This is a genomic window from Coprococcus sp. HPP0074 (assembly GCF_964238105.1).
In the GTDB taxonomy this organism is placed as follows: domain Bacteria; phylum Bacillota; class Clostridia; order Lachnospirales; family Lachnospiraceae; genus Faecalimonas; species Faecalimonas umbilicata.
Window position 1 is genome coordinate 75,391 of record NZ_CAXSKS010000002.1, and the last position, 24,689, is coordinate 100,079.

General features: G+C 41.7%; 20 protein-coding genes. All 20 read right to left on the reverse strand.

Translation table 11 applies throughout. The features are described 5' to 3' along the window. Nucleotides 1-32 precede the first annotated feature (32 nt). Entirely contained in the window at nt 33-683 is a 651-nt protein-coding gene (locus tag ACESPO_RS02965) for a hypothetical protein (RefSeq protein WP_016439143.1), read from the reverse strand. Between the two features lie 30 nt (nt 684-713). Further along, nucleotides 714-878: a hypothetical protein gene (locus ACESPO_RS02970; protein ID WP_016439144.1), complete on the reverse strand. Its 165-nt coding sequence runs from the start codon at nt 876-878 to the stop codon at nt 714-716. Between the two features lie 303 nt (nt 879-1,181). Then, nucleotides 1,182-2,807, reverse strand: a complete 1,626-nt coding sequence (gene ltrA, locus ACESPO_RS02975) for a group II intron reverse transcriptase/maturase (protein WP_499788446.1) — start codon at nt 2,805-2,807, stop codon at nt 1,182-1,184. 616 nt (nt 2,808-3,423) lie between these two features. Next, the gene (nadE, locus tag ACESPO_RS02980; RefSeq protein WP_035102745.1) at nt 3,424-4,152 is read right to left on the reverse strand and encodes an NAD(+) synthase; all 729 of its coding nucleotides are present in this window, start codon (nt 4,150-4,152) and stop codon (nt 3,424-3,426) included. A 17-nt stretch (nt 4,153-4,169) separates the two neighbouring features. Next, the gene (locus ACESPO_RS02985) at nt 4,170-5,357 is read right to left on the reverse strand and encodes an LL-diaminopimelate aminotransferase (RefSeq protein ID WP_016439147.1); all 1,188 of its coding nucleotides are present in this window, start codon (nt 5,355-5,357) and stop codon (nt 4,170-4,172) included. A gap of 1 nt (nt 5,358) precedes the next feature. After that, entirely contained in the window at nt 5,359-5,811 is a 453-nt protein-coding gene (locus ACESPO_RS02990) for a glycosyltransferase family protein (RefSeq protein ID WP_336304818.1), read from the reverse strand. Nucleotides 5,812-5,829: 18 nt separating this feature from the next. Then, nucleotides 5,830-9,012, reverse strand: a complete 3,183-nt coding sequence (gene carB, locus ACESPO_RS02995; protein WP_336304817.1) for a carbamoyl-phosphate synthase large subunit — start codon at nt 9,010-9,012, stop codon at nt 5,830-5,832. Continuing rightward, nucleotides 8,996-10,096 (reverse strand): glutamine-hydrolyzing carbamoyl-phosphate synthase small subunit, encoded by a 1,101-nt coding sequence (gene carA, locus ACESPO_RS03000; RefSeq protein ID WP_499788447.1) that lies wholly within the window; start codon nt 10,094-10,096, stop codon nt 8,996-8,998. Before carA ends, carB begins: the two co-directional genes overlap by 17 nt. Before the next feature lie 20 nt (nt 10,097-10,116). Next, complete coding sequence (gene purF, locus ACESPO_RS03005) at nt 10,117-11,535, reverse strand: amidophosphoribosyltransferase (RefSeq protein ID WP_336304815.1); 1,419 nt, start codon at nt 11,533-11,535, stop codon at nt 10,117-10,119. Between the two features lie 31 nt (nt 11,536-11,566). Then, nucleotides 11,567-12,850 (reverse strand): SIS domain-containing protein, encoded by a 1,284-nt coding sequence (locus ACESPO_RS03010; protein WP_435387668.1) that lies wholly within the window; start codon nt 12,848-12,850, stop codon nt 11,567-11,569. Between the two features lie 27 nt (nt 12,851-12,877). Continuing rightward, the gene (gene pyrG, locus ACESPO_RS03015) at nt 12,878-14,485 is read right to left on the reverse strand and encodes a CTP synthase (RefSeq protein WP_016439153.1); all 1,608 of its coding nucleotides are present in this window, start codon (nt 14,483-14,485) and stop codon (nt 12,878-12,880) included. A 14-nt stretch (nt 14,486-14,499) separates the two neighbouring features. Then, nucleotides 14,500-15,747 carry a glutamine-hydrolyzing GMP synthase gene (gene guaA, locus ACESPO_RS03020; protein ID WP_499788448.1) on the reverse strand — a complete coding sequence of 416 codons (1,248 nt, stop codon included), beginning with the start codon at nt 15,745-15,747 and terminating at the stop codon, nt 14,500-14,502. Between the two features lie 13 nt (nt 15,748-15,760). After that, on the reverse strand, nt 15,761-17,038 hold the full coding sequence (locus ACESPO_RS03025; protein ID WP_320852374.1) for an adenylosuccinate synthase: 1,278 nt from the start codon (nt 17,036-17,038) through the stop codon (nt 15,761-15,763). Nucleotides 17,039-17,053: 15 nt separating this feature from the next. Continuing rightward, complete coding sequence (gene purB / locus ACESPO_RS03030; RefSeq protein WP_251390385.1) at nt 17,054-18,490, reverse strand: adenylosuccinate lyase; 1,437 nt, start codon at nt 18,488-18,490, stop codon at nt 17,054-17,056. 5 nt (nt 18,491-18,495) lie between these two features. Then, nucleotides 18,496-19,215 carry a phosphoribosylaminoimidazolesuccinocarboxamide synthase gene (gene purC, locus ACESPO_RS03035; protein ID WP_120091418.1) on the reverse strand — a complete coding sequence of 240 codons (720 nt, stop codon included), beginning with the start codon at nt 19,213-19,215 and terminating at the stop codon, nt 18,496-18,498. Between the two features lie 172 nt (nt 19,216-19,387). Further along, on the reverse strand, nt 19,388-19,789 hold the full coding sequence (locus ACESPO_RS03040) for an RrF2 family transcriptional regulator (protein ID WP_016439159.1): 402 nt from the start codon (nt 19,787-19,789) through the stop codon (nt 19,388-19,390). Between the two features lie 19 nt (nt 19,790-19,808). Continuing rightward, nucleotides 19,809-20,741, reverse strand: coding sequence for a cysteine synthase A (gene cysK / locus ACESPO_RS03045; RefSeq protein ID WP_336304814.1), 933 nt, complete (start codon nt 20,739-20,741; stop codon nt 19,809-19,811). 19 nt (nt 20,742-20,760) lie between these two features. Then, entirely contained in the window at nt 20,761-22,044 is a 1,284-nt protein-coding gene (locus ACESPO_RS03050; protein ID WP_016439161.1) for an O-acetylhomoserine aminocarboxypropyltransferase/cysteine synthase family protein, read from the reverse strand. A 303-nt stretch (nt 22,045-22,347) separates the two neighbouring features. Continuing rightward, complete coding sequence (locus tag ACESPO_RS03055; RefSeq protein ID WP_016439162.1) at nt 22,348-22,824, reverse strand: Hsp20/alpha crystallin family protein; 477 nt, start codon at nt 22,822-22,824, stop codon at nt 22,348-22,350. 205 nt (nt 22,825-23,029) lie between these two features. After that, nucleotides 23,030-24,610, reverse strand: a complete 1,581-nt coding sequence (gene asnB / locus ACESPO_RS03060) for an asparagine synthase B (protein ID WP_120105174.1) — start codon at nt 24,608-24,610, stop codon at nt 23,030-23,032. Nucleotides 24,611-24,689: the final 79 nt, after the last annotated feature.

The following is a 24,689-nucleotide window of genomic DNA, read 5'->3' on the forward strand; positions in this document are numbered from 1 at the left end:
TTCCTATTTTTATCAGCTTTCTAAATTGGAATTTATGAACTTAATACTGTTACCAACGATAAATATCTTTCTGTTTTTTTCTTAATATCATCTTCACTAACACCATAAAAGATATACAAATCTTTTGAAATTTTTTGAAATTGTTTCATTACTTTCTTATTTCCAGAATACGATATCGCGAATATATTCCAAATATAATCTATATTCATTTCAAGAGAATCATCACCTATTCTTATTTCATATAGATGGAAGTTCATAGGAATTACATTATCTGGCATTTCGGCAATCATTTCTCTTCGTGCCTCTATTTTATAAAGATATTCTCTAATAGATTTTTCGTTGTAAATATTCGGCTTTGGAATATCCTTCATTTCACCTAAAATTTCTGGTTTATGCTGTAAAATCAAACTCTCCTTTAGATTGTTTTGTTGTTCAATATATTTTCTCTCAGATGAATTAGTTTCAATTAGATTGTAGCTATTCTTTGCATATTGTACTAACTCATCAAGAGTATGTTCGCCTGCAACTACTTTCTTCTCTGCTCTCTTACGTTTAAATCTGTAGAGAATACTTCGTATCCTTACTTTTAGAGGTCTTTTCTGTGCTCTACCAGCTATAAAAATACTTGTTGGACCATCTGCACCACCTATTATTGAAACTCCACTTTTACTTTTTCCTTTCATAAATGTTCATCCTCGCAACTTCAAATTTTGTTATTTAGATTTATCCTTGAAAAAGCCAATTAAAATTAAAGCAATACCGAGAATTGCTACTGGAATATAAATAACATTAGGTATATGATAAACAAATCTATCAATTCCAGACATAACAATATAAATAATAATTCCCACACTGATTAAAATGCTTTTATCTTTCATAGTTGGTCTCCTTTACACCTTTCAAATTTATCATTCTCTCTAACATAAATTATATCACGCTAAAAATGAACAGTCATTCTTTTTCAGTTATCTAATTAAAATTCATTATATATAGAAAAAGACACTATATTTCAAGTGTCATTCTCTTATACAACAGTATTCTGCAAGCAGGTAAACACAGGTTATTCCTTAATATCCTTTTGTTTGGGAAACTCCGTTCTCCCATTTAGATATTGTTTGTTCTTCTGTCAAGTAAGGACTAAAAAAAATTATAATTTTTTTATTTCTGCACAAGTCCGTATATCAACCACACTTATGCATAGTCTGCGTATCTAAAAAACCGCTGTCAAACTTCCAACAGATTTCTATTCTATTATCGGAATATACTTTCACTTTGTCAATCAGCTTCTCTTTTATTTCTTCCGTAAGTTCCATCTGATCAGCGTAACATTTCAACTGACTGATATTCTTTTCTATCTGTTGATGATTTTCCTGCTGTATTTCCTGTCTGCTCTGAAGCTCCTGCAACCATTGTTCCAATCTTGCAGTTTCTTCATCATATTTCTTCTTTTCCATAAGGAAATCTTCTCTGGATAACTTACCATCTGTGTACTGTTCATAGAGTGGCATCCAAGTCTTTTTCAATGTGGCAATGGACTTTATCAAAGTAGTAATTCCACTGGTTGCATACCACTTTCGAAATCCATACAACACATGCTCTCTGTATTTCTTCTGCTTTCGCCTGTAATACACCCGTCTCCATAGCTTCATCCACACGTATTCATCAAGCTGTTTAAATTGTTTTGTTGAGTTTCCATGCTGAAAGTAATTTCTCCATCCTCTTATAAGTGGATTTAATTTCTCCACCTTTTGCTCCAGACCCTCATAGGCTGACTTTCTGCAAGTAATTACTCTGATTGCGTCCTTCACCTTTTTCATCGCCTTTTTACTAGGCATCATATAAGGCAACTTTCGTCCGCTTTTGGTTTTACCAAACTTCTGGTAACGGAATCCAAGAAAGTCAAAGCTCTCCTTATTCATATCTATAACCTTTGTTTTTTGCGGATTCAATGTCAGTTTCAACTTAGCCATTATTCTTTTCAGATGCTCAAACGCTAATTCTGCATCTTTTCTTGTTCTGCACACAATCACTGCATCATCTGCATATCTGACTATGACGCCCAGTTCTTTATGATTTTCCCAGTAGGAGTCCAATACATGAAGATAGATATTTGCTAACAACGGACTAATGACTCCTCCTTGCGGTGAGCCTTTTTCCGTTGGATAATATTTCCCATTTTCAATGACTCCTGACTGTAACCACTGTCTGCATAACTTAATGACCCTTCTATCACTGATGCGACGATTTAATAATCCCAGTAGTATTTCATGATTGATGTTGTCGAAGTATCCCTGTATGTCCGCATCTACTACATACCAGTTTTTATATAATTCTTTTTTCACTTTTTCTGTAGCCTGTTTTGCATCTCTTTTAGGACGGAATCCATAAGAACTATCCAGAAAATTTGCTTCAAAGATAGGTTCTATCACTATCTTACAGGCTTGTTGCACAATCCTGTCTCTAATAGTCGGAATCCCCAATGGTCTTTGCTTCCCATCCGGTTTTGGAATGTATACTCTCTTTACCGGTTTAGGTCTGTATTTCTTATTCTTTAAATCCTCTTGAATATCCAACAAGTATTCTTCTACTCCGTATTCCTCAATCATTTCAAAGGTAATGCCGTCAATCCCAGCGCTCCCCTTGTTTTCTCGCACTTCTTTCCATGCCCGCCACAAAATATCCAGGCGAAAGATACGGTCATACAACGCATGAAATCTGCGTTGCTTATCCTTTTTGGCTGTCAGGTATAGATTACGTTGAAGTTGTCGTGATTTTTCTGTTGAGTGTTGTTGTCCAATATTTGGCATGCACTATCCCTTACCTTCCCGTTAATCTTGATTAAAGCAGAGCCCCTTTTCTCCCATTGTTTTTCTTACCAATAGTTCATAGATACTATGGGCTCCTCCGACTTCTCATACCACTTCTCAAGAAATTTCGCATGCGTGCTTATATCCTCAGTTACATACTTGTGGTTATATGATGGTATGAGATCTCTTCTGTTCCGTTATCAACTTTCATAACATTCCGCTCCCTCTACACCGAAGGGTTCCTCAATGCTGTACTCCAGTATCCCCACATCTTCCATGGTCTTCGTCAGAAAGTCAGTGACTCGACTCCCTCTTGTCCCTTACAGGGCTAACGTAACGATGCTACAGGATTCACTTTATGTTACGGACTGCTATTTTGCACCTGTTTCTCACAGGCATACCTCGCTTCAACACAGTCGGTCACCCAAAAGCATTGGAGGTTCGCTACAAGGCTCACTGGCGATTACCTTGACCAGACTTTCACTGGCAAGCTGATAACAGCTTGCAGAACACACAACTTTCATCCATTAGCGACGTGCGCCGCAAGGCGCACCCAGAAAACGGATGGCAACTATCAGTCACCACCCGTTTTCTTCAGAACGCTGTTAATATTCAGTTATTTATATACAAATCCTGGCATCGGCTCAATTTTAAACTGATTCCTATGATGCAGCGAATCTATCCGTGCCTTTGTTTCCATATTCTTTATAACGCCATGTCTTATATACTCATCCAGCTCTGCATAGGTAAACCCCAGATTTTCCTCATCTGTTTTCCCGCAAAGTCCATCAATAGGAGTCTTTTCAACCAATTCAGCAGGCAGTCCCAACTCCATTCCGATCTTCTTAACCTCTGTAACAGTCAAATTACACAGTGGGCTGAAATCACCAGCACCATCTCCATAGCGAGTTGCATATCCTACCCAGTCCTCAGACAAATTACAGGTATTTGCCACCCTGCCATTCATGCTTTGTGATACTGCATACAATGTTGTCATACGCACTCTGGCTGGAAGATTGGTCTTTGTCTGTACAGAAATTTCCGGCAAAATCCCGATACTTTTTGTAACTGCATCAACAGACTCCTTTATATTTACTATAAAGTATCTGATACCCAGATGTTGCACAAGCCTGTACGCCATATCAATATCCCCCTGTTCCCCACACGGCATCAAGACTCCGATAACACGCTCTTTTCCCAGTGCTTCCACACATAAAGCGGCTACAACAGAACTATCTTTTCCACCGGAAATTCCTACAACTGCATTACAGTCCTGTCCGTTCTGTTCAAAAAAATCTCTGATCCAGTCAATACAGTCCTTTGTTACCTTTCCTGCATCGAACATCTCCTGCACCTCTTTTCTCATTTTGAAAGCAGCTTTACAAGCCTTTCTGCCGCTTCTTTTGTATCTTCCGGTGAGCCAAAAGTTGAAAACCGGAAATAGCCTTCTCCACAGGCTCCAAACCCTTCTCCCGGTGTTCCCACAACCTGAATTTCATGTAACAGATAATCAAAAAACTCCCAGCTTCCCATTCCATTTGGACACTTCATCCAGATATATGGAGCATTCTTTCCTCCGCAATACCAGATTCCAAGCTGATCAAGCGCTTTCATCAGCACCTTTGCATTTTTCTTATAAATACGGATATTTTCGTGAATCTGTTTCTGTCCTTCCTCCGTAAAAACTGCTGCCCCACCTTTCTGAATAATGTAAGACACACCATTTGTCTTTGTTGTACGATTGCGTACCCACATTTCATTCAGGTTCATTCCACTCCGTTTCAATGCTTTTGGTATTACCGTATATCCAAGTCTGGTTCCCGTAAAACCGGCAGTCTTGGACAGCGAGCAGATTTCAATCGCACATGTTTTTGCTCCATCCAGTTCAAAAATACTATGCGGAAGAGTTTCATCCTCAATAAAAGCCTCATATGCTGCATCAAAGAGAATCACGGAACCATTCTCATTGGCAAAATCTACCCATGCCTGAAGCTGATTACGTGAAAAAACGGCTCCGGTAGGATTGTTTGGTGAGCATATATAGAGTAAGTCTGCTTTTATTTCTTCGCTCGGCTCAGGCAAAAAGCTATTTTCTTCCCCGGAAGCCAGATGGACAATCTTCCTTCCTGCCATCACATTCGCATCCACATACGCAGGATAAGCCGGCTCAATCACCAATGCAGAACCGGAACGTTCAAACAAGTCTAAAATATCCCCAAGCTCATCGCTTGCTCCACTTGAAACAAACACCTCGTCTGAGGACAAAGAAACGCCTCTGTTTTCATAATACTTTGCAATCGTATCCCTCAAAAATGAGGCACCACACTCAGGCATATATCCATGAAAACTGCTTTTTGAAGCCTGATCATCCACAGCCTCATGCAATGCCTTGATTACGGCATCGCATAATGGCAGTGAAACATCTCCAATACCCATTCTTAAAAGCTTTACTCCCGGATGCTGCTCTACATAAGCCTTGGTTTTCTGAGCAATATTGTAAAAAAGATAGGAATCTTTTAATTCGCTGTAATGCATATTTGGTCTGATCATGTTATTCTCCTCCCTGTATGATTCGATATCTAATAATTCTGATGGACAATTCGCCCAATGCCCTTGCAAAAAGAATTCTTGAATGAAGTCTCTTTCCAAGTTTTCTATGAGATTTTGTCACATTATTTCCGTGCAGCCTGTGTTCTAAGACGGTATATTCCAAATGAACGCTGCTTTTCAATAAATTTGCTGCCATGGCAATCCATGTATCATGGGATTCCATATACTTTGGAAACGGTAAGATAACTTCTTTCAATTCCCTCTTGAATGCCATGGCACATCCATAATAAGATGCCTTCCCTCCAAATATTCTGGAGATATTTAGCATATAGTTACAGGAGTCTTTTGCCTGTAATCGATCAAAAGTTTTCTTACTCCTGTTTCCCCGTTTGTCTATGGCAACCATATTTCCTGTAACAAGCATAACCGAATATCGCTGTATTACATGAAGCATTTTTTCCAGGCAATCCTTTCATTCAGCATCTATCGTAGATATACCAATGGTCACTTCCTCCAGCACATCTAAAAGTACCTTTACCGTGTCCAGAGATGTCAGCATGGTAATATTGTTCTGTGTTGCCGCACTTCGGATTGCAACACCATCTTCATAATGAACACCGGAAAGAATTGCACGGGTATTGATGACATAGCTGACGTATCCTGCACGGATCGCATCCAGTATCTCACTGCTTCCTTCCGATGGTTTCCCCAGTATACGGGTACGGATTCCATGCTGTTTCAAATGCTCTCCCGTAAGAGAGGTTGCTTCTATATTAAAGCCCATATCATAAAAGCGTCTGATAAGCGGAAGGGCTTCGTCTTTATCCTCATCTGCAAGCGTCACAATGACTGTTCCATAATTCTGCACACGAATACCGGAAGCAATCATGGCTTTATACATTGCCCTGTGAAGCTTCTTATCATATCCGATTGCTTCTCCCGTTGATTTCATTTCGGGTGACAGGTAAGCATCCATACCACTTAACTTTGCAAAGGAAAATGCAGGCACTTTCACATACCACCTCTTCTTTTCTTCGGGATAGCTCACAGTAATCCCCTGCTCCTTCAGGCTCTTTCCAAGAATGACTTTCGTTGCAATATCAGCCAATGGATATCCGGTTGCTTTTGACAAAAATGGAACTGTTCTTGAAGAACGCGGATTTACCTCAATGATAGATACATTCTCCTGTCTGTCCACGATAAACTGGATATTAAACAGTCCCACAATGCCAATGCCAATACCTAGTTTTTTCGCATAGTCCAAAATTGTAGCCTTTACCTTATCTGAAATGCTAAACGTCGGATATACACTGATGGAATCGCCGGAATGAACCCCTGTCCTTTCTACCAACTCCATGATTCCCGGAACAAATACGTCCGTACCGTCACAAATGGCATCAATTTCGACTTCTTTCCCACAGATGTATTTGTCTACCAATACCGGTTTATCTTCATCAATCTCTACCGCAGTTTTCAGATAGTGCCGCAGGTGTTCTTCCTTTGCCACGATCTGCATGGCTCTTCCGCCAAGTACAAAGCTTGGACGTACCAGCACCGGATAACCGATCTCTTCTGCCGCTTTTACGCCATCTTCTATATTCGTTACAGCCTGTCCTTTCGGCTGTGGGATAGAAAGCTCTGACAACAGCTTTTCAAAAGCATCTCTGTTTTCTGCTTTTTCGATTGCAGCACAGTCCGTGCCAATCAGCTTCACTCCACGTTCCTGCAGTGGATTTGCCAGGTTGATTGCAGTTTGACCGCCAAGTGATGCAATAATTCCATCCGGCTTCTCCATTTCGATCACATTCATAACATCTTCTACGCAAAGAGGCTCAAAATACAGCTTGTCGGATGTGGTATAATCTGTAGACACAGTTTCCGGATTATTATTGATGATGATCGCCTCATATCCGGCTTCTTTAATGGTTTTCACTGCATGTACCGTGGAATAATCAAACTCCACGCCCTGACCGATACGAATAGGACCGGAGCCCAATACAATGATTTTCTTCCTGTCTTCCACGATCGATTCATTTTCATCCTCATAAGTAGAATAAAAATAAGGAACATAGCTTTCAAATTCCGATGCACAGGTATCAATCATTTTATAGACTGGGAAAATGCCATGTGTCTTACGCATTTCATAAATGTCCGTTTCCATCATATTCCACAGCCACCCAACTGCTCTATCTGAGAAGCCTGCCTTCTTTGCCTGATACAAAAGCTCTCTGTTACCGGTACACTGCTTCAATTCTTTCTCCATATCAATGATTTTTTTCATCTTATCAAGGAAGAAACGGTCAATGCGTGTCTGCTCCCTGATATCGGAAACCGATTCGCCCATTCGGAGCAACCGGGCAATGGCAAAGATACGGTCATCTGTGCCGATTTTGATATATTCCATCAAAGCCTTTTTATCTTCTTTTTCAAACTTTTCCATATACAGATGATTTACGCCTGTTTCCAGAGAACGGATTGCTTTTAACAGACTCTCCTCAAAGGTTCTGCCAACACTCATGACTTCCCCGGTTGCTTTCATCTGTGTACCCAGCTTCTGATTTGCATCGGTAAATTTATCAAATGGAAAACGCGGCATTTTTGTTACCACATAATCCAGTGCCGGTTCAAAGGATGCAGGCGTATTTACCAGCATAATCTCATCCAGAGTCATTCCCACACTGATTTTCGCCGATACCCTTGCAATCGGATATCCGCTTGCCTTTGATGCCAATGCAGAGGAACGGGATACGCGCGGATTTACCTCAATCAGATAATACTGAAAAGAATCCGGATCAAGTGCAAACTGTACATTACAGCCTCCCTCCACCTTCAAGGCACGGATGATTTTCAAGGCACTGTCACGGAGCATCTGATATTCTTTATTCGTCAGTGTCTGTGACGGACATACCACAATGGAATCTCCTGTGTGGATTCCTACCGGGTCCAGATTTTCCATATTGCAGACCGTGATTGCTGTGTCATTGGCATCACGGATCACTTCATATTCAATTTCTTTAAAGCCCTTGATACTTTTTTCTATCAGCACCTGATGAACCGGTGACAAAGCAAGGGCATTTTTAATCAATCCCAGAAACTCCTGCTCATCATCTGCAAAGCCGCCGCCGGTTCCGCCAAGGGTAAATGCCGGACGAAGCACCACCGGATATCCGATATTCTCGGCAGCCTTTATGGCTTCCTCCACCGTATTGGCAATGACAGACGGAAGCACCGGCTCTCCTAAGCTTTCACAAAGCTCTTTAAAGAGTTCTCTGTCCTCTGCCCTTTCAATGCTCTCACTGCTGGTTCCCAAAAGCTCCACACGGCACTCTTTTAAAATGCCTTTTTTCTCAAGCTGCATTGCCAGATTAAGTCCGGTCTGACCACCAATTCCCGGTACGATGGCATCTGGACGCTCATGACGGACAATCTTTGCAACATATTCCAATGTCAACGGTTCCATATACACCTTATCTGCAATGGTGGTATCTGTCATAATCGTTGCCGGATTGGAGTTGCATAAGACAACCTCATACCCTTCTTCTTTCAGTGCAAGACATGCCTGGGTCCCTGCATAGTCAAATTCTGCCGCCTGACCAATCACAATCGGACCGGAACCAATGACAAGTATTTTCTTCAAATCAGTTCTTTTCGCCATCTTTTGTTCCCTCCATCATTTCTATAAACTGTTCAAACAGATAACCGCTGTCCTGCGGGCCCGGTGCGCTTTCCGGGTGATACTGCACACTAAACACCTTGTCCTCCTCACAGGCAACACCTTCTACTGTCTGATCCAGCAGATTCAGGTGCGTTACTTTCAATCGGGTATTCGCAAGACTTTCCCTGTCCACTGCATAGGAATGGTTCTGGGAGGTAATCTCTATCTTTCCTGTCAGAAGATTTTTTACCGGATGATTTCCTCCCCTGTGTCCAAATTTTAACTTATAGGTCCTTGCCCCATATGCAAGGGAAATGATCTGATGACCAAGGCAGATTCCAAAGATCGGATATTTTCCCCGTAAGCCTCTCACCAGTTCTATGACCGGCTGCACATCCATCGGGTCTCCCGGACCATTAGATAAAAAGATTCCGTCCGGCTTCATTTTTTCTATTTCTTCCATAGAGGTATTCCATGGAAATACCGTCACATTGCAGCCTCGTCTGTTAAAACTCCTCACAATATTCTGCTTCATTCCACAATCAATGGCGGCCACATGATATTTCTCATCCGGAATCCTATATTGCTGAATCTCTTTTCTGCTCACAAAAGCTACTGCATCTTTTGGTATATCATAGGAACTCAATTTGCAAAGTCCCTCCTGCAGAGAAGTATCAGCATCTGTAATCAATACTTTTCTGCTTCCCAAATCACGGATAGAACGTATCAGCTTTCTGGTATCAATTCCATAAATTCCCGGAATCCGGTATTTCTCCATGATTTCGGATAATGTATATTTACTGCGGAAGTTGGATGGCTGATCGTTATAATCCCTTACAACCAATCCTCCAATCGTCGGTGTTTCTGTTTCAAAATCTTCTTCTGCAATCCCATAGTTACCAATCAGCGGATATGCCATCACAACAGTCTGGTAGGTATAGGACGGATCAGAGATGATTTCCTGATACCCAACCGGAGAGGTATTAAATACGATTTCCGTGATTCTTTCATCAAAGGAACCAAAACCATATCCATAATACTCACTGCCATCTGGGAGAATCAGTTTTCTGTCAAATTTTTTCATAATATATGTCACCCCTCTATCTAAACCCGTTCAGACAGTTTCCTTTCAAAACGGTCTTTACGGAGATCTGCCGGAATTTTGGTTGGATATTCTCCGTTAAAGCAGGCAGCACAATAATCCTCGCTGTCAATCAGCTTACTCAGCTTCTCCACCTCCAAATATCCCAAAGAATCCACTCCGATCATCTCTGCGATCTCTTCCATGCTATGATGGCATGCAATCAGATTTTCTTCTGAGTCAATGTCCGTGCCATAATAGCAGGCATGTAAGAATGGGGGAGCCGAGATTCTCATATGTATCTCTTTCGCTCCTGCGTCACGCAAAAGCTTTACAATACGTTTACTGGTTGTACCTCTTACGATAGAATCATCAATAAGAACGACTCGTTTTCCATCGATTACATTTTTCACAGGAGAAAGCTTAATCCTGACTTTGTCCAAACGTTCATTTTGTCCCGGAGAAATGAATGTTCTTCCAATATATTTATTTTTGATCAGTCCTATCCCATAAGGAATGCCGGATTTATTTGCATATCCAAGCGCTGCATCCAGTCCGCTGTCCGGAACTCCGATCACAATATCTGCGTCCACCGGATAACTTTCTGAGAGCAGCTCGCCTGCTCTCATTCGTGATTCATGGACAGATACACTATCTATGACAGAATCCGGTCTTGCAAAATAGATATACTCAAAGATACAGGTTTTCTTTTTCTGCTTACTGCAGTGTTCTTTCCTTGATTCCACTCCATTTTGACTAAACACCAGAATCTCACCTGGAAGCAGATCTCTGACAAATTCTGCGCCTACCGCTGATAATGCGCAGCTTTCTGATGCCACTACATAGTCTCCATCCGGCATCTGTCCATAACAAAGTGGTCTGAATCCATATGGGTCTCTTGCAGCAATCATCTTTGTAGCTGACATCAAAACTAATGAATAAGCCCCTTCCAGTAAATTCATGGTGTTGCTTACCGCTTCTTCTATGCTCGGTGTCATCAGCCTTTCTCTTGTAATCACATAAGCAATGGTTTCTGTATCGCTGGTGGTATGAAAAATGGCTCCTGATAACTCCAGCTTATCACGCAGCTCCAATGCATTACTCAAATTTCCGTTATGTGCCAGTGCCATCTTTCCTTTCTGGTGGTTGACTTCAATGGGCTGGCAGTTATTTCGTGTTGTCCCGCCGGTTGTTCCATATCTTACATGGCCCACTGCCATAGTCCCTTCCGGCAAATGAGATAATGTGTCTTTCGAAAACACTTCGCTTACAAGGCCCAGATCCTTATAGGAAGAAAACACACCATCATCATTCACAACGATCCCGCAGCTCTCCTGTCCTCTGTGCTGCAAGGCATACAATCCATAATAGGTAATCCCTGCCACATTTTCTTTTTGTGTACTCATCACACCGAATACACCACATTCTTCATGAATCGCCATACTCTTTTCCTCCTGCGTATTATTCTACTGTCTACTGTGACCGATTTTGCCAGATTCCTTGGCTTATAATATCACAGCCACGATTCAGTGCAACATAATAGGCAAAAAGCTGCAAAGGAATCACTCCGAGAACCGGCTGCAAAAGGGAATGGGTCTTTGGTATCACAAACATTTCGGATGCCCGACTGCTAATCAGCTCTGCTGTCTGATCTGTCGTCATTGCGATTACTTCTGCTCCTCTGGATTTTACTTCAACAATATTGGACAAGGATTTTTCCACCAGCGGCTCATAGGTTACCATAGCAACCACCAGTGTTCCCGGTTCTATCAGAGAAATCGTTCCATGTTTCAGTTCTCCTGCCGCATAGGATTCTGAATGAATATAAGAAATCTCTTTCAGCTTTAGAGAGCCCTCCAAACCCAGTGCATAGTCCAGATTACGACCAATATAGAAAACACTGTTATGGTTGAAATATCTGGATGCCGCTTTCTGATAAAGATCCAGATCATTCATAACAACACTTATCTTTTCAGGTAAATCTTGAAGCTCCCTGATAATTGCCGCATATTTTTCTGCTGCGGAAACATCCCACTCAATCAAATGTTTTTCTTTTTCCAGCAGAAATCTGTCTCTGTCAAAGATCTGAACATCATCTGCCGTAATGACTGCCACTTCATCATCTTCCATATAAGTAACTGTCCTTGTATGTGCAAGAAGTGCAGTAACATCAGAGGCAATGTAATTTCCCGCCTGACCGTAACCAATCAGCAGAGGGGCGTCTTTTCTTGCTGCAACCATCTGTCCCGGAAAATCAGAACAGAGAATGCCCATAGCATAAGCACCTTTGATACGATTTAAAACCGCATACACTGCATCCATCAGATTGGATTTCTTCCTATAATAATATTCCAGTAACTGGACGATTACCTCTGTATCCGTATCAGAAGAAAAAACGACTCCTTTACGGATAAGAGAGTTTTTGATCTCCAGATAATTTTCTATGATGCCATTATGGACAACCGCAATCTTTCCTTCCTGCCCAACATGGGGATGTGCATTTGTACCATTTGGTTCCCCATGGGTTGCCCATTTGGTGTGACCAATGCCGATATTCCCCGACAAAGGATTTTGAGAGTCCAGCAATTCCCGCAGAACAGACAGACGTCCTTTGCTCTTTTTTACCTGTAATCTCCCATCCGCTGATACGACCGCAACTCCTGCTGAATCATATCCTCTGTATTCCAGTCGTTCCAGACCATCAAGCAATATCGGAACAGCTTCTGTCTTTCCTGCAAATCCAATAATTCCACACATTTTTTCTACTCCTCTTTTCGTTTCGACTTAATCAGCGTTTCTTTTTAATAAAGCTGCCGAAACGAATCCTTTAAACAGTGGATGAGACTGATTTGGGCGGCTCTTAAATTCCGGATGAAACTGTACGCCTACAAAAAACGGATGCTCCTTAAGTTCTACGGTTTCCACCAGTCTGTCATCCGGAGAAGTACCGCTGATCACAAGTCCTGCTCTCATCAGTTCCTCACGATATTTATTATTAAACTCATAGCGATGGCGATGGCGCTCATGGATCAGTTTGTTACCATAGCATTGTTCCATTTTCGTTCCGGCTTTAATGCTGCATGGATAGCTTCCCAGACGGAGCGTACCGCCTTTATCAATTTCCTCACTCTGTCCCGGCATAAAATCAATGACCTTATGGGCACACTGTTCATCAAATTCACCCGAATGAGCACATTTAAGTCCCAGAACATTCCTTGCAAATTCGATGACGGCAATCTGCATACCTAGACAGATACCAAAGTAAGGAATCTGATTTTCACGGGCATAGTTTGCTGACAGGATCATTCCTTCGATACCACGATTTCCAAATCCGCCCGGAACGATGATCCCATCCAGACCTTCCAATATTTCCTTTACATTGTCCGACCTGATATTTTCTGAATCAATCCAGTGGATTTTCACAAACGTATTCAGTTCATACCCTGCATGGTTCATTGCTTCTGCCACAGACAGGTATGCATCATGGAGCTTTACATACTTTCCAACCAGACCGATGTGGACTTCCCGGGAACGGTTTTGGATGCGTTCCACCATCTGTTTCCAATCTTCCAGCTCCGGTTTCGGCGCATCAATGTGAAGTTCTCTGCAAACAACATCTGAAAATCCGGACTTTTCCAACATCAGCGGTGCTTCGTAGAGGTTCTGTAACGTCCTGTTCCCAATCACGCAATCCGGTTTCACATTGCAAAAAAGAGAAATTTTCTGAAAGATGGATTCTTCCAATGGTTTATCAGAACGCAGCACTATAATGTTTGGATTGATACCCATTCCTCGAAGCTCCTTGACAGAGTGCTGCGTTGGTTTTGACTTATGTTCTTCAGAGCCACTCAAATAAGGGACTAACGTCACATGGATAAATAAACTGTTCTCCCCGCCAACCTCCAATGAAATCTGACGTACTGCTTCCAGAAATGGTTGGGATTCAATATCCCCAATGGTTCCTCCAATCTCCGTGATCACTACATCTGCATCCGTCTTTTTTCCTACACGGTACACAAATTCCTTAATCTCATTTGTGATATGGGGAATCACCTGAACCGTGGAACCTAAGTATTCTCCTCTTCGTTCCTTGTTTAATACATTCCAATAAACCTTTCCAGTCGTCAGATTGGAGTATTGATTCAGATCTTCATCAATAAATCTCTCATAATGCCCCAGGTCCAGATCCGTTTCTGCTCCATCTTCGGTTACATATACTTCGCCATGCTGATACGGGCTCATGGTTCCAGGGTCTACGTTAATATATGGGTCTAACTTCTGTGCTGCCACTTTTAAGCCCCTTGCTTTTAAAAGACGTCCAAGAGAAGCGGCGGTAATCCCTTTTCCCAGACCGGATACCACACCTCCAGTCACAAATATATATTTAGTCATAATCTTTCACTTCCTTACTCAAACTCCACCATTGCCGGCGGTTTGCTTGTAATATCGTAGAGAACACGGATTGCAAGTCCGGGACCTGGAAACGGCTGGCGCATAACCATATATTCCGGAAGCCCAAGCTGTCTTCCCAGTTCTCTTACTTCATCCTTGAACAGCAAACGCAATGGTTCAATAATCTCTTTAAAATCAACAAAATCCGGCAGGCCGCCCACATTGTGATGGCTCTTTATGGTTTCTGCATTTTCTTTGCCGGATTCAATCACATCCGGATAAATAGTTCCCTGTGCCAGATAGTCCGTCCTGCCAATTTTTTTGCCTTCTTCCTCAAATACACGGATAAATTCTTCTCCGATGATCTTACGTTTCTGTTCCGGTTCTGTGATCCCTTCCAGTTTTTTTAGAAAGCGTTCTCCGGCATTCACACGGCTCAGGTTGATATTCCATTTTTCAAATGCTTTTTCTACTTCATCACCTTCGTCTTTTCTCAGAAGGCCGTGATCCACAAAAACACAGGTGAGCTGTGAACCCACTGCTTCCGCAAACAGGGCTGCACACACAGAGGAATCCACGCCTCCCGATAGAGCCAAAAGCACCTTATCATTCCCTACTTTGCTTCTGATTTCTTCGATACAGCGATACATATAACTTTCCATCGTCCAGTCACCCACTGCACCACAGACTTTATATAAAAAGTTTCGGATCATGGTAGTTCCATTTTCTGTATGATTTACTTCCGGATGGAACTGTACACCATAATATTTTCTGTTTTCATCACAAATGGCTACATTCGGGCATTTCCCGCTACGGGCAACCAGCCTAAATCCGTCGGGTACTTTCTTCATGTAGTCGCCATGGCTCATCCATGAAATACTCTCCTCATCCAGTCCGTCAAACAGCAGACAGGAATTATCATAGAAAGTAAGTGTTTTTCCATACTCTCTGGCGTTTTCATTTTCTGCTGCCGTAACCATTCCTCCAAGATGATGGGCAAGGAGCTGACATCCATAGCAGATACCAAGAATCGGTATTCCAAGCTCAAAAATACCTTCTGCCGGATGATAAGAATTTTCTTTATATACACTGTCCGGTCCTCCAGTGAAGATAATGCCTATGGGGTCAAATGCCCGAATCTCAGAAAGGGTCATGGTATAAGGCTTAACCTCACAATAGACGCTGCATTCCCTCACCCTCCTGGCAATCAACTGGTCATACTGACCGCCAAAATTCAAAATTAGTACTTTCTGATTCTGCATCTTTCCTTTTCTCCTAAAACATTGTGATATAGGCATCACGTTCGGCGCCGACAGACACATACTTAATCGGGCACTCGATTTCCTTTTCAATATAACGGATATACTCCAATGCCGCTTTTGGAAGATCATCTACTGTTCTGCATCCGCTGATATCACACTGAAATCCCGGAAGATATTCATAGATCGGTTTTGCACATTTAAGTTCTTCGATACCGGATGGAAATGTGTCTACTCTGTTTCCATCAATCTCATACGCTGTACATACCGGGATTTTTTCCATATAAGAAAGCACATCCAGCTTTGTAAGCGCCACATAGCTGCAGCCCTGCATCTTTGTCCCATATCTGGAAGCAACCACATCAAAGCCTCCGACTCTTCTCGGTCTTCCGGTTGCTGCACCATATTCGCCCCCTGCCGCACGAAGCTGCTCCGCTTCCTCTCCAAACAGTTCACAGGTAAAAGGTCCTTCTCCCACGCAGCTTGAGTATGCTTTCATAATACCGATGCTTTCATCCAGCTTTGCAAAAGGTACGCCAGCTCCGATTGGCGCATAAGAAGCAAGGGTTGTGGATGCAGAGGTATATGGATAAATGCCAAAGTCTATATCCCTGAGTGCCCCAAGCTGTGCTTCAAACAGAATGGATTTTCTCTCTTCAATAGCGTCTCCAAGGTATTCCGTCGTATCACAGATAAAAGGAACAAAGAACTCTCCGTATTCTTTTAACCACTGAAACATTTCATCTGCCAGCACTGGTGCATGACCATATCCATTTTCCACAGTCAGATTCTTCCATTCCACAAGACCACCAAGGCGTTCCTTTAATGCTTCCAGATGGAGCAAATCACCCATACGCAGTGCTTTTTTCATATATTTGTCTGCATATACCGGAGATATACCTCTTCTGGTAGATCCAAATTTCTTATCTAACAGTCGGTCTTCCTCCAGACAATCCATCAGTTTATGATATGGCATACAGATGGTTGCCCTGTCACTGATCTTTAAATGTTCCGGCGTTACTTCCACACCTTTTTCTGCCAGTTTCTGCACTTCCCCGTACAAATGTTCCAGGTCAATCACAATGCCCGGTCCCAGAATATTGACCGTATCTTCACGGCAGATTCCGGACGGCATCAGATTCATGACAAATTTTCCTTTTTCATTGATCACGGTATGACCCGCATTATTTCCGCCCTGATAACGAACAACAATATCATAGTTTTCGCTGAGAAGATCTACCATACGGCCTTTTCCTTCATCGCCCCAGTTTGTTCCAACAATTGATGTAAGCATATGCATTCCTTCCTTTCAGACATTCACTTGCGCTTCCACGTTCACACGCTGCTTATTTTTTTCCAGTAATGGTTTCACGGTTTCTGTTACAAACTTCTCACACTGATATTCTGCCATTCCAGTGAACTTCACCGGGTCAAGCAAAACTTCCAGTTCCATGGCAGAAAGTCCAAAGCTATCGTCATTTTTGATACGTTCTATTAAATCATTTTCATTCCCATAAAGTTTTACCTGTTCCGCTGCCATAATAGAATGTTTACGGATTGCTTCATGAAGTTCCTGTCTGTCCCCATCTTTGGTTTTTACACAATACATCAGGATATTTTCCGTCGCCATAAATGGAAGTTCTGCATCCAGATGCTTCTTAATAACTGCTGGATAGACCTTCAGCCCCCTGATTACATTGATATACAGATTTAAAATGGCATCTGTGGCCAGAAATGCTTCCGGTACAGCCAGGCGCTTATTTGCGGAATCATCCAATGTGCGTTCAAACCACTGTGAAGCTGCTGTAATAGCAGTATTTTGTAAATCACAAATCACGAAACGAGCCAGTGATGCAATACGTTCGCTTCTCATTGGATTTCTTTTATATGCCATGGCAGAAGAACCGATCTGTTTTTCCTCAAATGGTTCATCCACCTCTTTTAAGTGGCTGAGTAAACGGATATCACTGGAGAATTTTGATGCACTCTGTGCAATTCCGGACAATACCTGTAAAACCGCAAAATCAGCTTTTCGTGTATAGGTCTGTCCACTGACACTCTGACACTTTGAAAAACCGATTTTTTCTGCGATTTTCTGCTCCAGCTGTTCCACCTTTGTTTCTTCCCCATCGAACAGTTCCAAAAAGCTGGCACCTGTCCCGGTGGTTCCTTTACAGCCAAGGAGTTTTAAGTTATTCAGTTGAAAATCAAGCTGTTCGATATCAAACAGCAGATCATTCATCCAAAGACAGGCTCTTTTTCCTACCGTTGTTGGCTGAGCTGCCTGAAAATGAGTATATGCAAGAGTTGGTAATGCCTTATATTCCATGGCAAATTCGCTAAGGGCTTCTATGGCATTTAACAAAAGATTTCTAATCTGTAAGAGCGCACTTTGCATGAGGATAATATCCGTATTATCCCCCACATAACAGGAAGTTGCTCCTAAATGTATGATTCCCGCCGCTTCAGGACAGGCATCCCCAAAGGTATGGACATGTGCCATCACGTCATGACGAAGCTCATTTTCGTATTGTCTTGCTTTTTCATAATCAATGTTGTCAATCTGAGCTTTCATTTCCTCAATCTGCTCATCAGAGATAGGAAGTCCCAGTTCCTTTTCACTTTCTGCAAGTGCCACCCAGAGTTTTCTCCATGTGGAAAATTTTCTATCATTGGAAAATATACTCTGCATTTCTTTACTTGCATAACGTTCACATAAAGGTGATTGATAAATATCTGTTCTCATAAAATCTATTTACTCTCCATCTCTAATCCTAATCGTTTTGCCACCTGAATATACGCATCCTCTACGCCTCCTAAATCCCTGCGGAAACGATCTTTATCCATTTTTTCTCCACTTTCCACATCCCATAAGCGGCAAGTATCCGGAGAAATCTCATCTGCAAGAATGATCTTGCCATGAAAACGGCCAAACTCTATCTTGAAATCAATCAGACGAAGGCCTGCTTTTAAATATTCCACTTTCAGAATTTCGTTAATTTTAAATGCATAATCCTTTATCGTTTTGATCTCACTTGCAGTCGCAAGCTGTAATGCTTTTGCAAAATGGGAATTGATCAGCGGATCTCCCAGTTCATCATTCTTATAAGAAAATTCAATCGTCGGCTCAGCAAGTACCGTTCCCTCTTCCACACCCAATCTTTTAGAAAAACTGCCGGCAGCCACGTTTCGCACAATTACTTCCAACGGAACAATCTCCACCCTGCGCACTGCGGTTTCTCTGTCATTTAATTCCTGAATAAAATGAGTCGGCACACCTTCTGCTTCAATTTTCTGAAACAACAGATTGGTCATACGGTTATTGATCGCACCTTTCCCAACGATTGTTCCCTTCTTCAAGCCATTAAAGGCAGTTGCATCATCTTTATAAGAAACAATCAGGACATCCGGATCATCCGTTAAGAAAACCTTTTTTGCTTTTCCTTCATATAATTGTTCACACTTTTGCATTTCATTCTTCCTCCAATAAAGTCATTTCCTGCATTTTTGAACGCAAAAAGGGCAAAAGCGCCTTTAAGTTCATTTTAAACTTAAAGACGCCTTTGCCTTTACGCACACTATTTTACCTCTTAAATTTTATCTTGTCAATCCATTTTATCTAAAAATCCCTACTTTCATCGATCTATTTCATTAGATCCAAAAGAGTAATATTATCAAAATAATGATTTACCATATGATGAAATTCTTTCCACATCGGCAATGTTTTACATGTATCTGCACGTTTACAGGTTTTTGCATTACATTCCAGACATGCAACCGGAACCAGTTCCCCTTCTGCAAGTCTTAATATATCTCCAACCCTATAATCTTTTGGTTCCCTTGCCAGACGGTATCCGCCGCCTTTCCCCTGTACCCCTTCCACATAATGGTTCTTAGAAAGTACAGACATAATTCTCTCGATATATTTTAAAGACAGCTCCTGTCGATGGGCAACTGTCTTCATTGCTATATAACCTTCATTCTGATTTTCTGCAAGATCAAGCAATACACGCAAAGCATATCTTCCCCTTGTTGAGATCATCATTCCTTTGTTCCTTCTTTCCTTATTCTGCAAATAGAGGTGTTGATAAATATCTATCCCCTGTATCCGGCATCAATACAACAATTGTTTTTCCTTTATTTTCGGCTCTTTTGGCAAGCTGGATTGCCGCCCATAAGGCTGCTCCGGAAGAAATGCCTACAAGCACCCCTTCTCTATGCCCCATGAGTTTTCCGGTTGCAAAAGCATCTTCATTCTCTACCGTAATAACCTCATCATAAATGGAAGTATTTAATATATCCGGAACAAATCCTGCTCCAATGCCCTGTATTTTATGTGAACCGGCAATGCCTGTAGAAAGCACTGCTGAAGATGCCGGCTCAACAGCCACAATCTTAATATCCGGATTTTGTGCTTTCAGATATTCACCAACACCTGTCACTGTACCTCCGGTACCTACGCCTACTACAAAGATATCCACATTACCATCTGTATCCTCATATATTTCAGGGCCTGTACTCTCCCTATGGGCTTTGGGATTTGCAGGATTCACAAATTGTCCGGGAACAAAACTGTTCGGTATTTCATTGGCCAGCTCTTCTGCTTTCGCAATGGCTCCCTTCATGCCTTTCGCCCCTTCACTAAGCACAAGTTCCGCTCCGTATGCTTTCATAAGCTGACGTCGCTCTACGGACATGGTATCAGGCATTACAAGAATCATGCGATACCCTCTGGCAGCTGCAACAGAAGCGAGACCAATACCTGTATTGCCGGAAGTTGGCTCAATAATTACTGTATCAGGTTTTAATCCGCCTGTACTCTCAGCGTCATCCAGTATTGCTTTTGCCACACGATCTTTTACCGAGCCAGCTGGATTAAAGTATTCCAGCTTGGCTAAAATTTTTGCCTGCAACTCATATTCTTTTTCAATATGAGTGAGTTCCAAAAGTGGTGTCTTTCCAATCAGCTGCTCTGCCGAAGTATATACTCTTGGCATCTCAAACACTCTCCTTTACTTATTCTACCGCATCAAACCCATGCTGTAAATCATTGATAATATCTTCTATATGTTCTGTTCCAATAGAAAGCCGGATTGTATTTGGCTTAATTTCCTGTTCAGCCAGTTCCTCCGGCGAAAGCTGACTGTGTGTTGTAGTCGCAGGATGAATCACAAGACTTTTCACATCAGCTACATTTGCAAGTAATGAAAAAATCTGCAGATGATCTATAAACCTGTAAGCCTCTTCCACTCCCCCTTTAATATCAAATGTAAAAATAGATGCTCCACCATTCGGGAAATACTTCTGATAAAGCGGATAATCAGGATGGGAAGGAAGAGATGGATGGTTCACTCTTTCAACCTGTGGATGAGCGTTTAAAAATTTTACCACCTTCTTCGTATTTTCTGCATGACGCTCCAGACGCAGCGACAGTGTTTCGATTCCCTGCAATAAAAAAAACGCTGCAAAAGGAGAAATGGTTGCTCCTGTATCACGAAGCAGAATTGCACGGATATAAGTAACGAAGGCTGCTGGCCCTGCAGCTTTTACAAAAGAAACGCCATGATAACTTGGATTCGGTTCAGCGATGGCTGGATACTTACCTGAAGCAGTCCAATCAAATTTGCCTGAATCTATAATGACCCCACCAAGAGTAGTTCCATGACCTCCAAGAAATTTTGTAGCAGAATGTACCACAATATCAGCCCCATGTTCAATTGGACGAATAAAATACGGTGTACCAAAGGTATTATCTACCACAAGAGGTAAGCCATGTCTATGGGCAAGCGCAGCCAATGCGTCAATATCCGGAATATCACTGTTCGGATTGCCAAGCGTTTCTATGTAAATCGCTCTTGTATTTTCCTCAATAGCAGCTTCCACTTCATCAAGATCATGTATATTGACAAAGGAAGCTGTGATTCCGAACCCCGGAAGTGTATGTGCCAACAGGTTGTAACTGCCGCCATAAATCGTTTTCTGTGCAACAAAGTGTCCACCATTTTGTCCCAGAGCCTGCAAGGTATATGTAATTGCAGCTGCTCCTGAAGCAAGTGCCAAAGCAGCAACACCACCTTCTAAGGCAGCAACACGCTTTTCCAGAACATCCTGCGTAGAGTTCGTTAAGCGTCCATAAATATTTCCGGCATCTGTAAGTCCAAAACGTGCTGCCGCATGGGCACAATCGTGAAAAACATAAGAAGTGGTTGCATAAATAGGCACTGCACGTGCATCCGTAACAGGATCCGGAGCCTCCTGTCCTACATGAAGCTGAAGTGTTTCAAATCTGTATTTTGACATAATATAGTTCCTTTCGTTTATAAATTTCAATGATTTCAATTAGCTTACTGCGGATTGTCACATTCGACCAAAACGAAAGTTTTCTCGTACAAGCTTTTCAAAATAAAATCCCATAACAAGCTCCTTATTGCCTATCGTTCAAGTAGGTTTTTGTTTTCTGTATTATATCCATTATTTACCTACCATGTCAATAGGTATTTCAAAATTCTTGTTCCATATCTCTGTTAATCGTTCCATATAAATAGCCCGAAGCCATAATGACTCCGGGCCAAATTCACATTACTATCATTTTATGAAAGGCATTTATCCTTCAATAGCAATATACTTTTTATCTTCTATCTGTGCTTTTTTCTCTTCCTGTTTTGGAATAGACAGTCTTAATACTCCACTTTCGTACTTCGCATGAATATCTTCCTGTCTGATATCCTCGCCCACATAGAACGATCTGCTCATACTGCCTACGTAACGTTCACGACGGACAAACCTTCCCGTCTTTTCTTCTTTTTCCTCTTTGTCGAGACCTTTCGCTGCATTGATCATCAAATATCCATTCTTCAGTTCTAGTGAAAGTTCCTCTTTCTTAAATCCCGGAAGATCGATATCCACTTCATAATGATCATCCTGTTCTTTCACATCTGTTTTCATCATGTTTGCAGCGTGACGACCATACAGTTTTTTCTGTGCTTTCTTCATTGCCCGATCATCAAATACCGGAAAATCAAAGAAATCATCAAAGAACTCGTCAAATAAATTTTCTCCAAAAATACTAGGTGTTAACATAATCATCGCTCCTTTTTCAAATTATATTTTGAAACTGGGGATGTTTAGGAAGAATCATGAACTCGTGGTTCTTTCTTTCTCCTGTTTCTAATTATGTTATAGCACCTTTGTTAGCACTCGTCAAGCGTGAGTGCTAACATATTATGTGAATTTTTTGTGTCTTTTCAATCAAGATTGAGTGCCTCGATCTTTCCATTACTTCATTTTATTTTCCGCTATCACCATAGTTAGATAGTACCCTTGCAGAAGGATCATTTACGTCGCATCCTTCCCACTCTTTGTTCGGCATCCAGAAATCTGCAACCATCTCAGCCTGACCCGGATAATACTTTTCAAAAATTTCTCTATATAATAAGGATTCTTTTGTAAATGGTCTGGCATGGGTATAGCTTTTACATCTTCTTTCAAATTCTGCATCTGTATATTGCTTTTGTGCATATTCCTTTAAATAATCAACCATGGAATGTCCAACAGCATCTGAAAATGCAGCTTTTTCTCTCCAAAGAATCTCATCCGGCAGATAACCACCCTGTTCAAACGCATGACGGAGCAGATATTTTCCTTTTCCATAAGTATTCAGCTTTAATTCCGGGTCTACTGCCATCACATATTTTACAAAATCCAGATCACCAAACGGAACTCTTGCTTCCAGCGAGTTTACGGAGATACAACGGTCCGCACGGAGAACATCATACATATGAAGTTCATGGATTCGTTTCTGTGATTCCTCTTGAAAGGCTCTCGCATCCGGTGCAAAGTCCGTATATTTATAACCAAACAATTCATCAGAAATCTCACCGGTCAAAAGGACACGGATATCGGTCTGTTCATGGATTGCCTTACACACCAGATACATACCCATGGATGCACGGATTGTGGTAATATCATAGGTTCCCAACAACTGAATGACTGTTTCCAGCGAAGAAAGCACTTCATCCGGTGTCATATAAACCTCTGTATGATCACTTCCAATATAATCTGCCACCTGTTTTGCATATTTTAAGTCAATGGCATCTTCACTCATACCAATCGCAAATGTCTTAATCCGTTCCTTACTTTTCTTTGCTGCAATCGCGCACACCAAAGAAGAATCCAGTCCGCCGGAAAGCAGGAAGCCTACCTTTGCATCAGCTACAAGACGTTTTTCCACGCCAGCCACAAGCTTATCATGAATACTCTTGCAGACTGTCTCCAGATCATCATGACAAACCGTATCTACTTTAGCAATGTCACAGTAGCAGATAAACTGACCGCCCTTATAATAATGTCCCGGTGGAAACGGCATGATCTTCTCCGCAAGTCCTACCAGATTTTTCGCTTCACTGGCAAATATAACAGCACCTTCTTTATCATATCCATAATACAATGGACGGATTCCAATCGGATCTCTTGCCGCGATAAATTCTCTTGCTTCCCCATCGTAGATGATGCAGGCAAACTCCGCATCAATCATGTCAAACATGTCTGTACCGTATTCCTGATATAACGGCAAAAGTATCTCGCAGTCCGATTCACTTTCAAATGTATATTTTACTGACAGTTCTTCTTTCAGCTTCTCAAATCCATAAATTTCTCCATTACAGACCACATAACTGTTCCCATACTTAAATGGCTGCATACCGGATGGAGTTAATCCCATGATTGATAATCTGTGGAATCCAAGAAGGCCATCACCTGTTTCAACCACACGTGTATCATCCGGACCTCTTGATATGGTCTTCTCAAATCCTTTCATAAAAACATCAAAGGCAGCACTGCGGCTGCAATAACCCATAATAGAACACATATAAATCTACCTCCGTAAATCTAGTAATTCAGCATTCTATAGGGCAAGTGCTGTGCTCGCGGTGCCACCTATCTTTTGT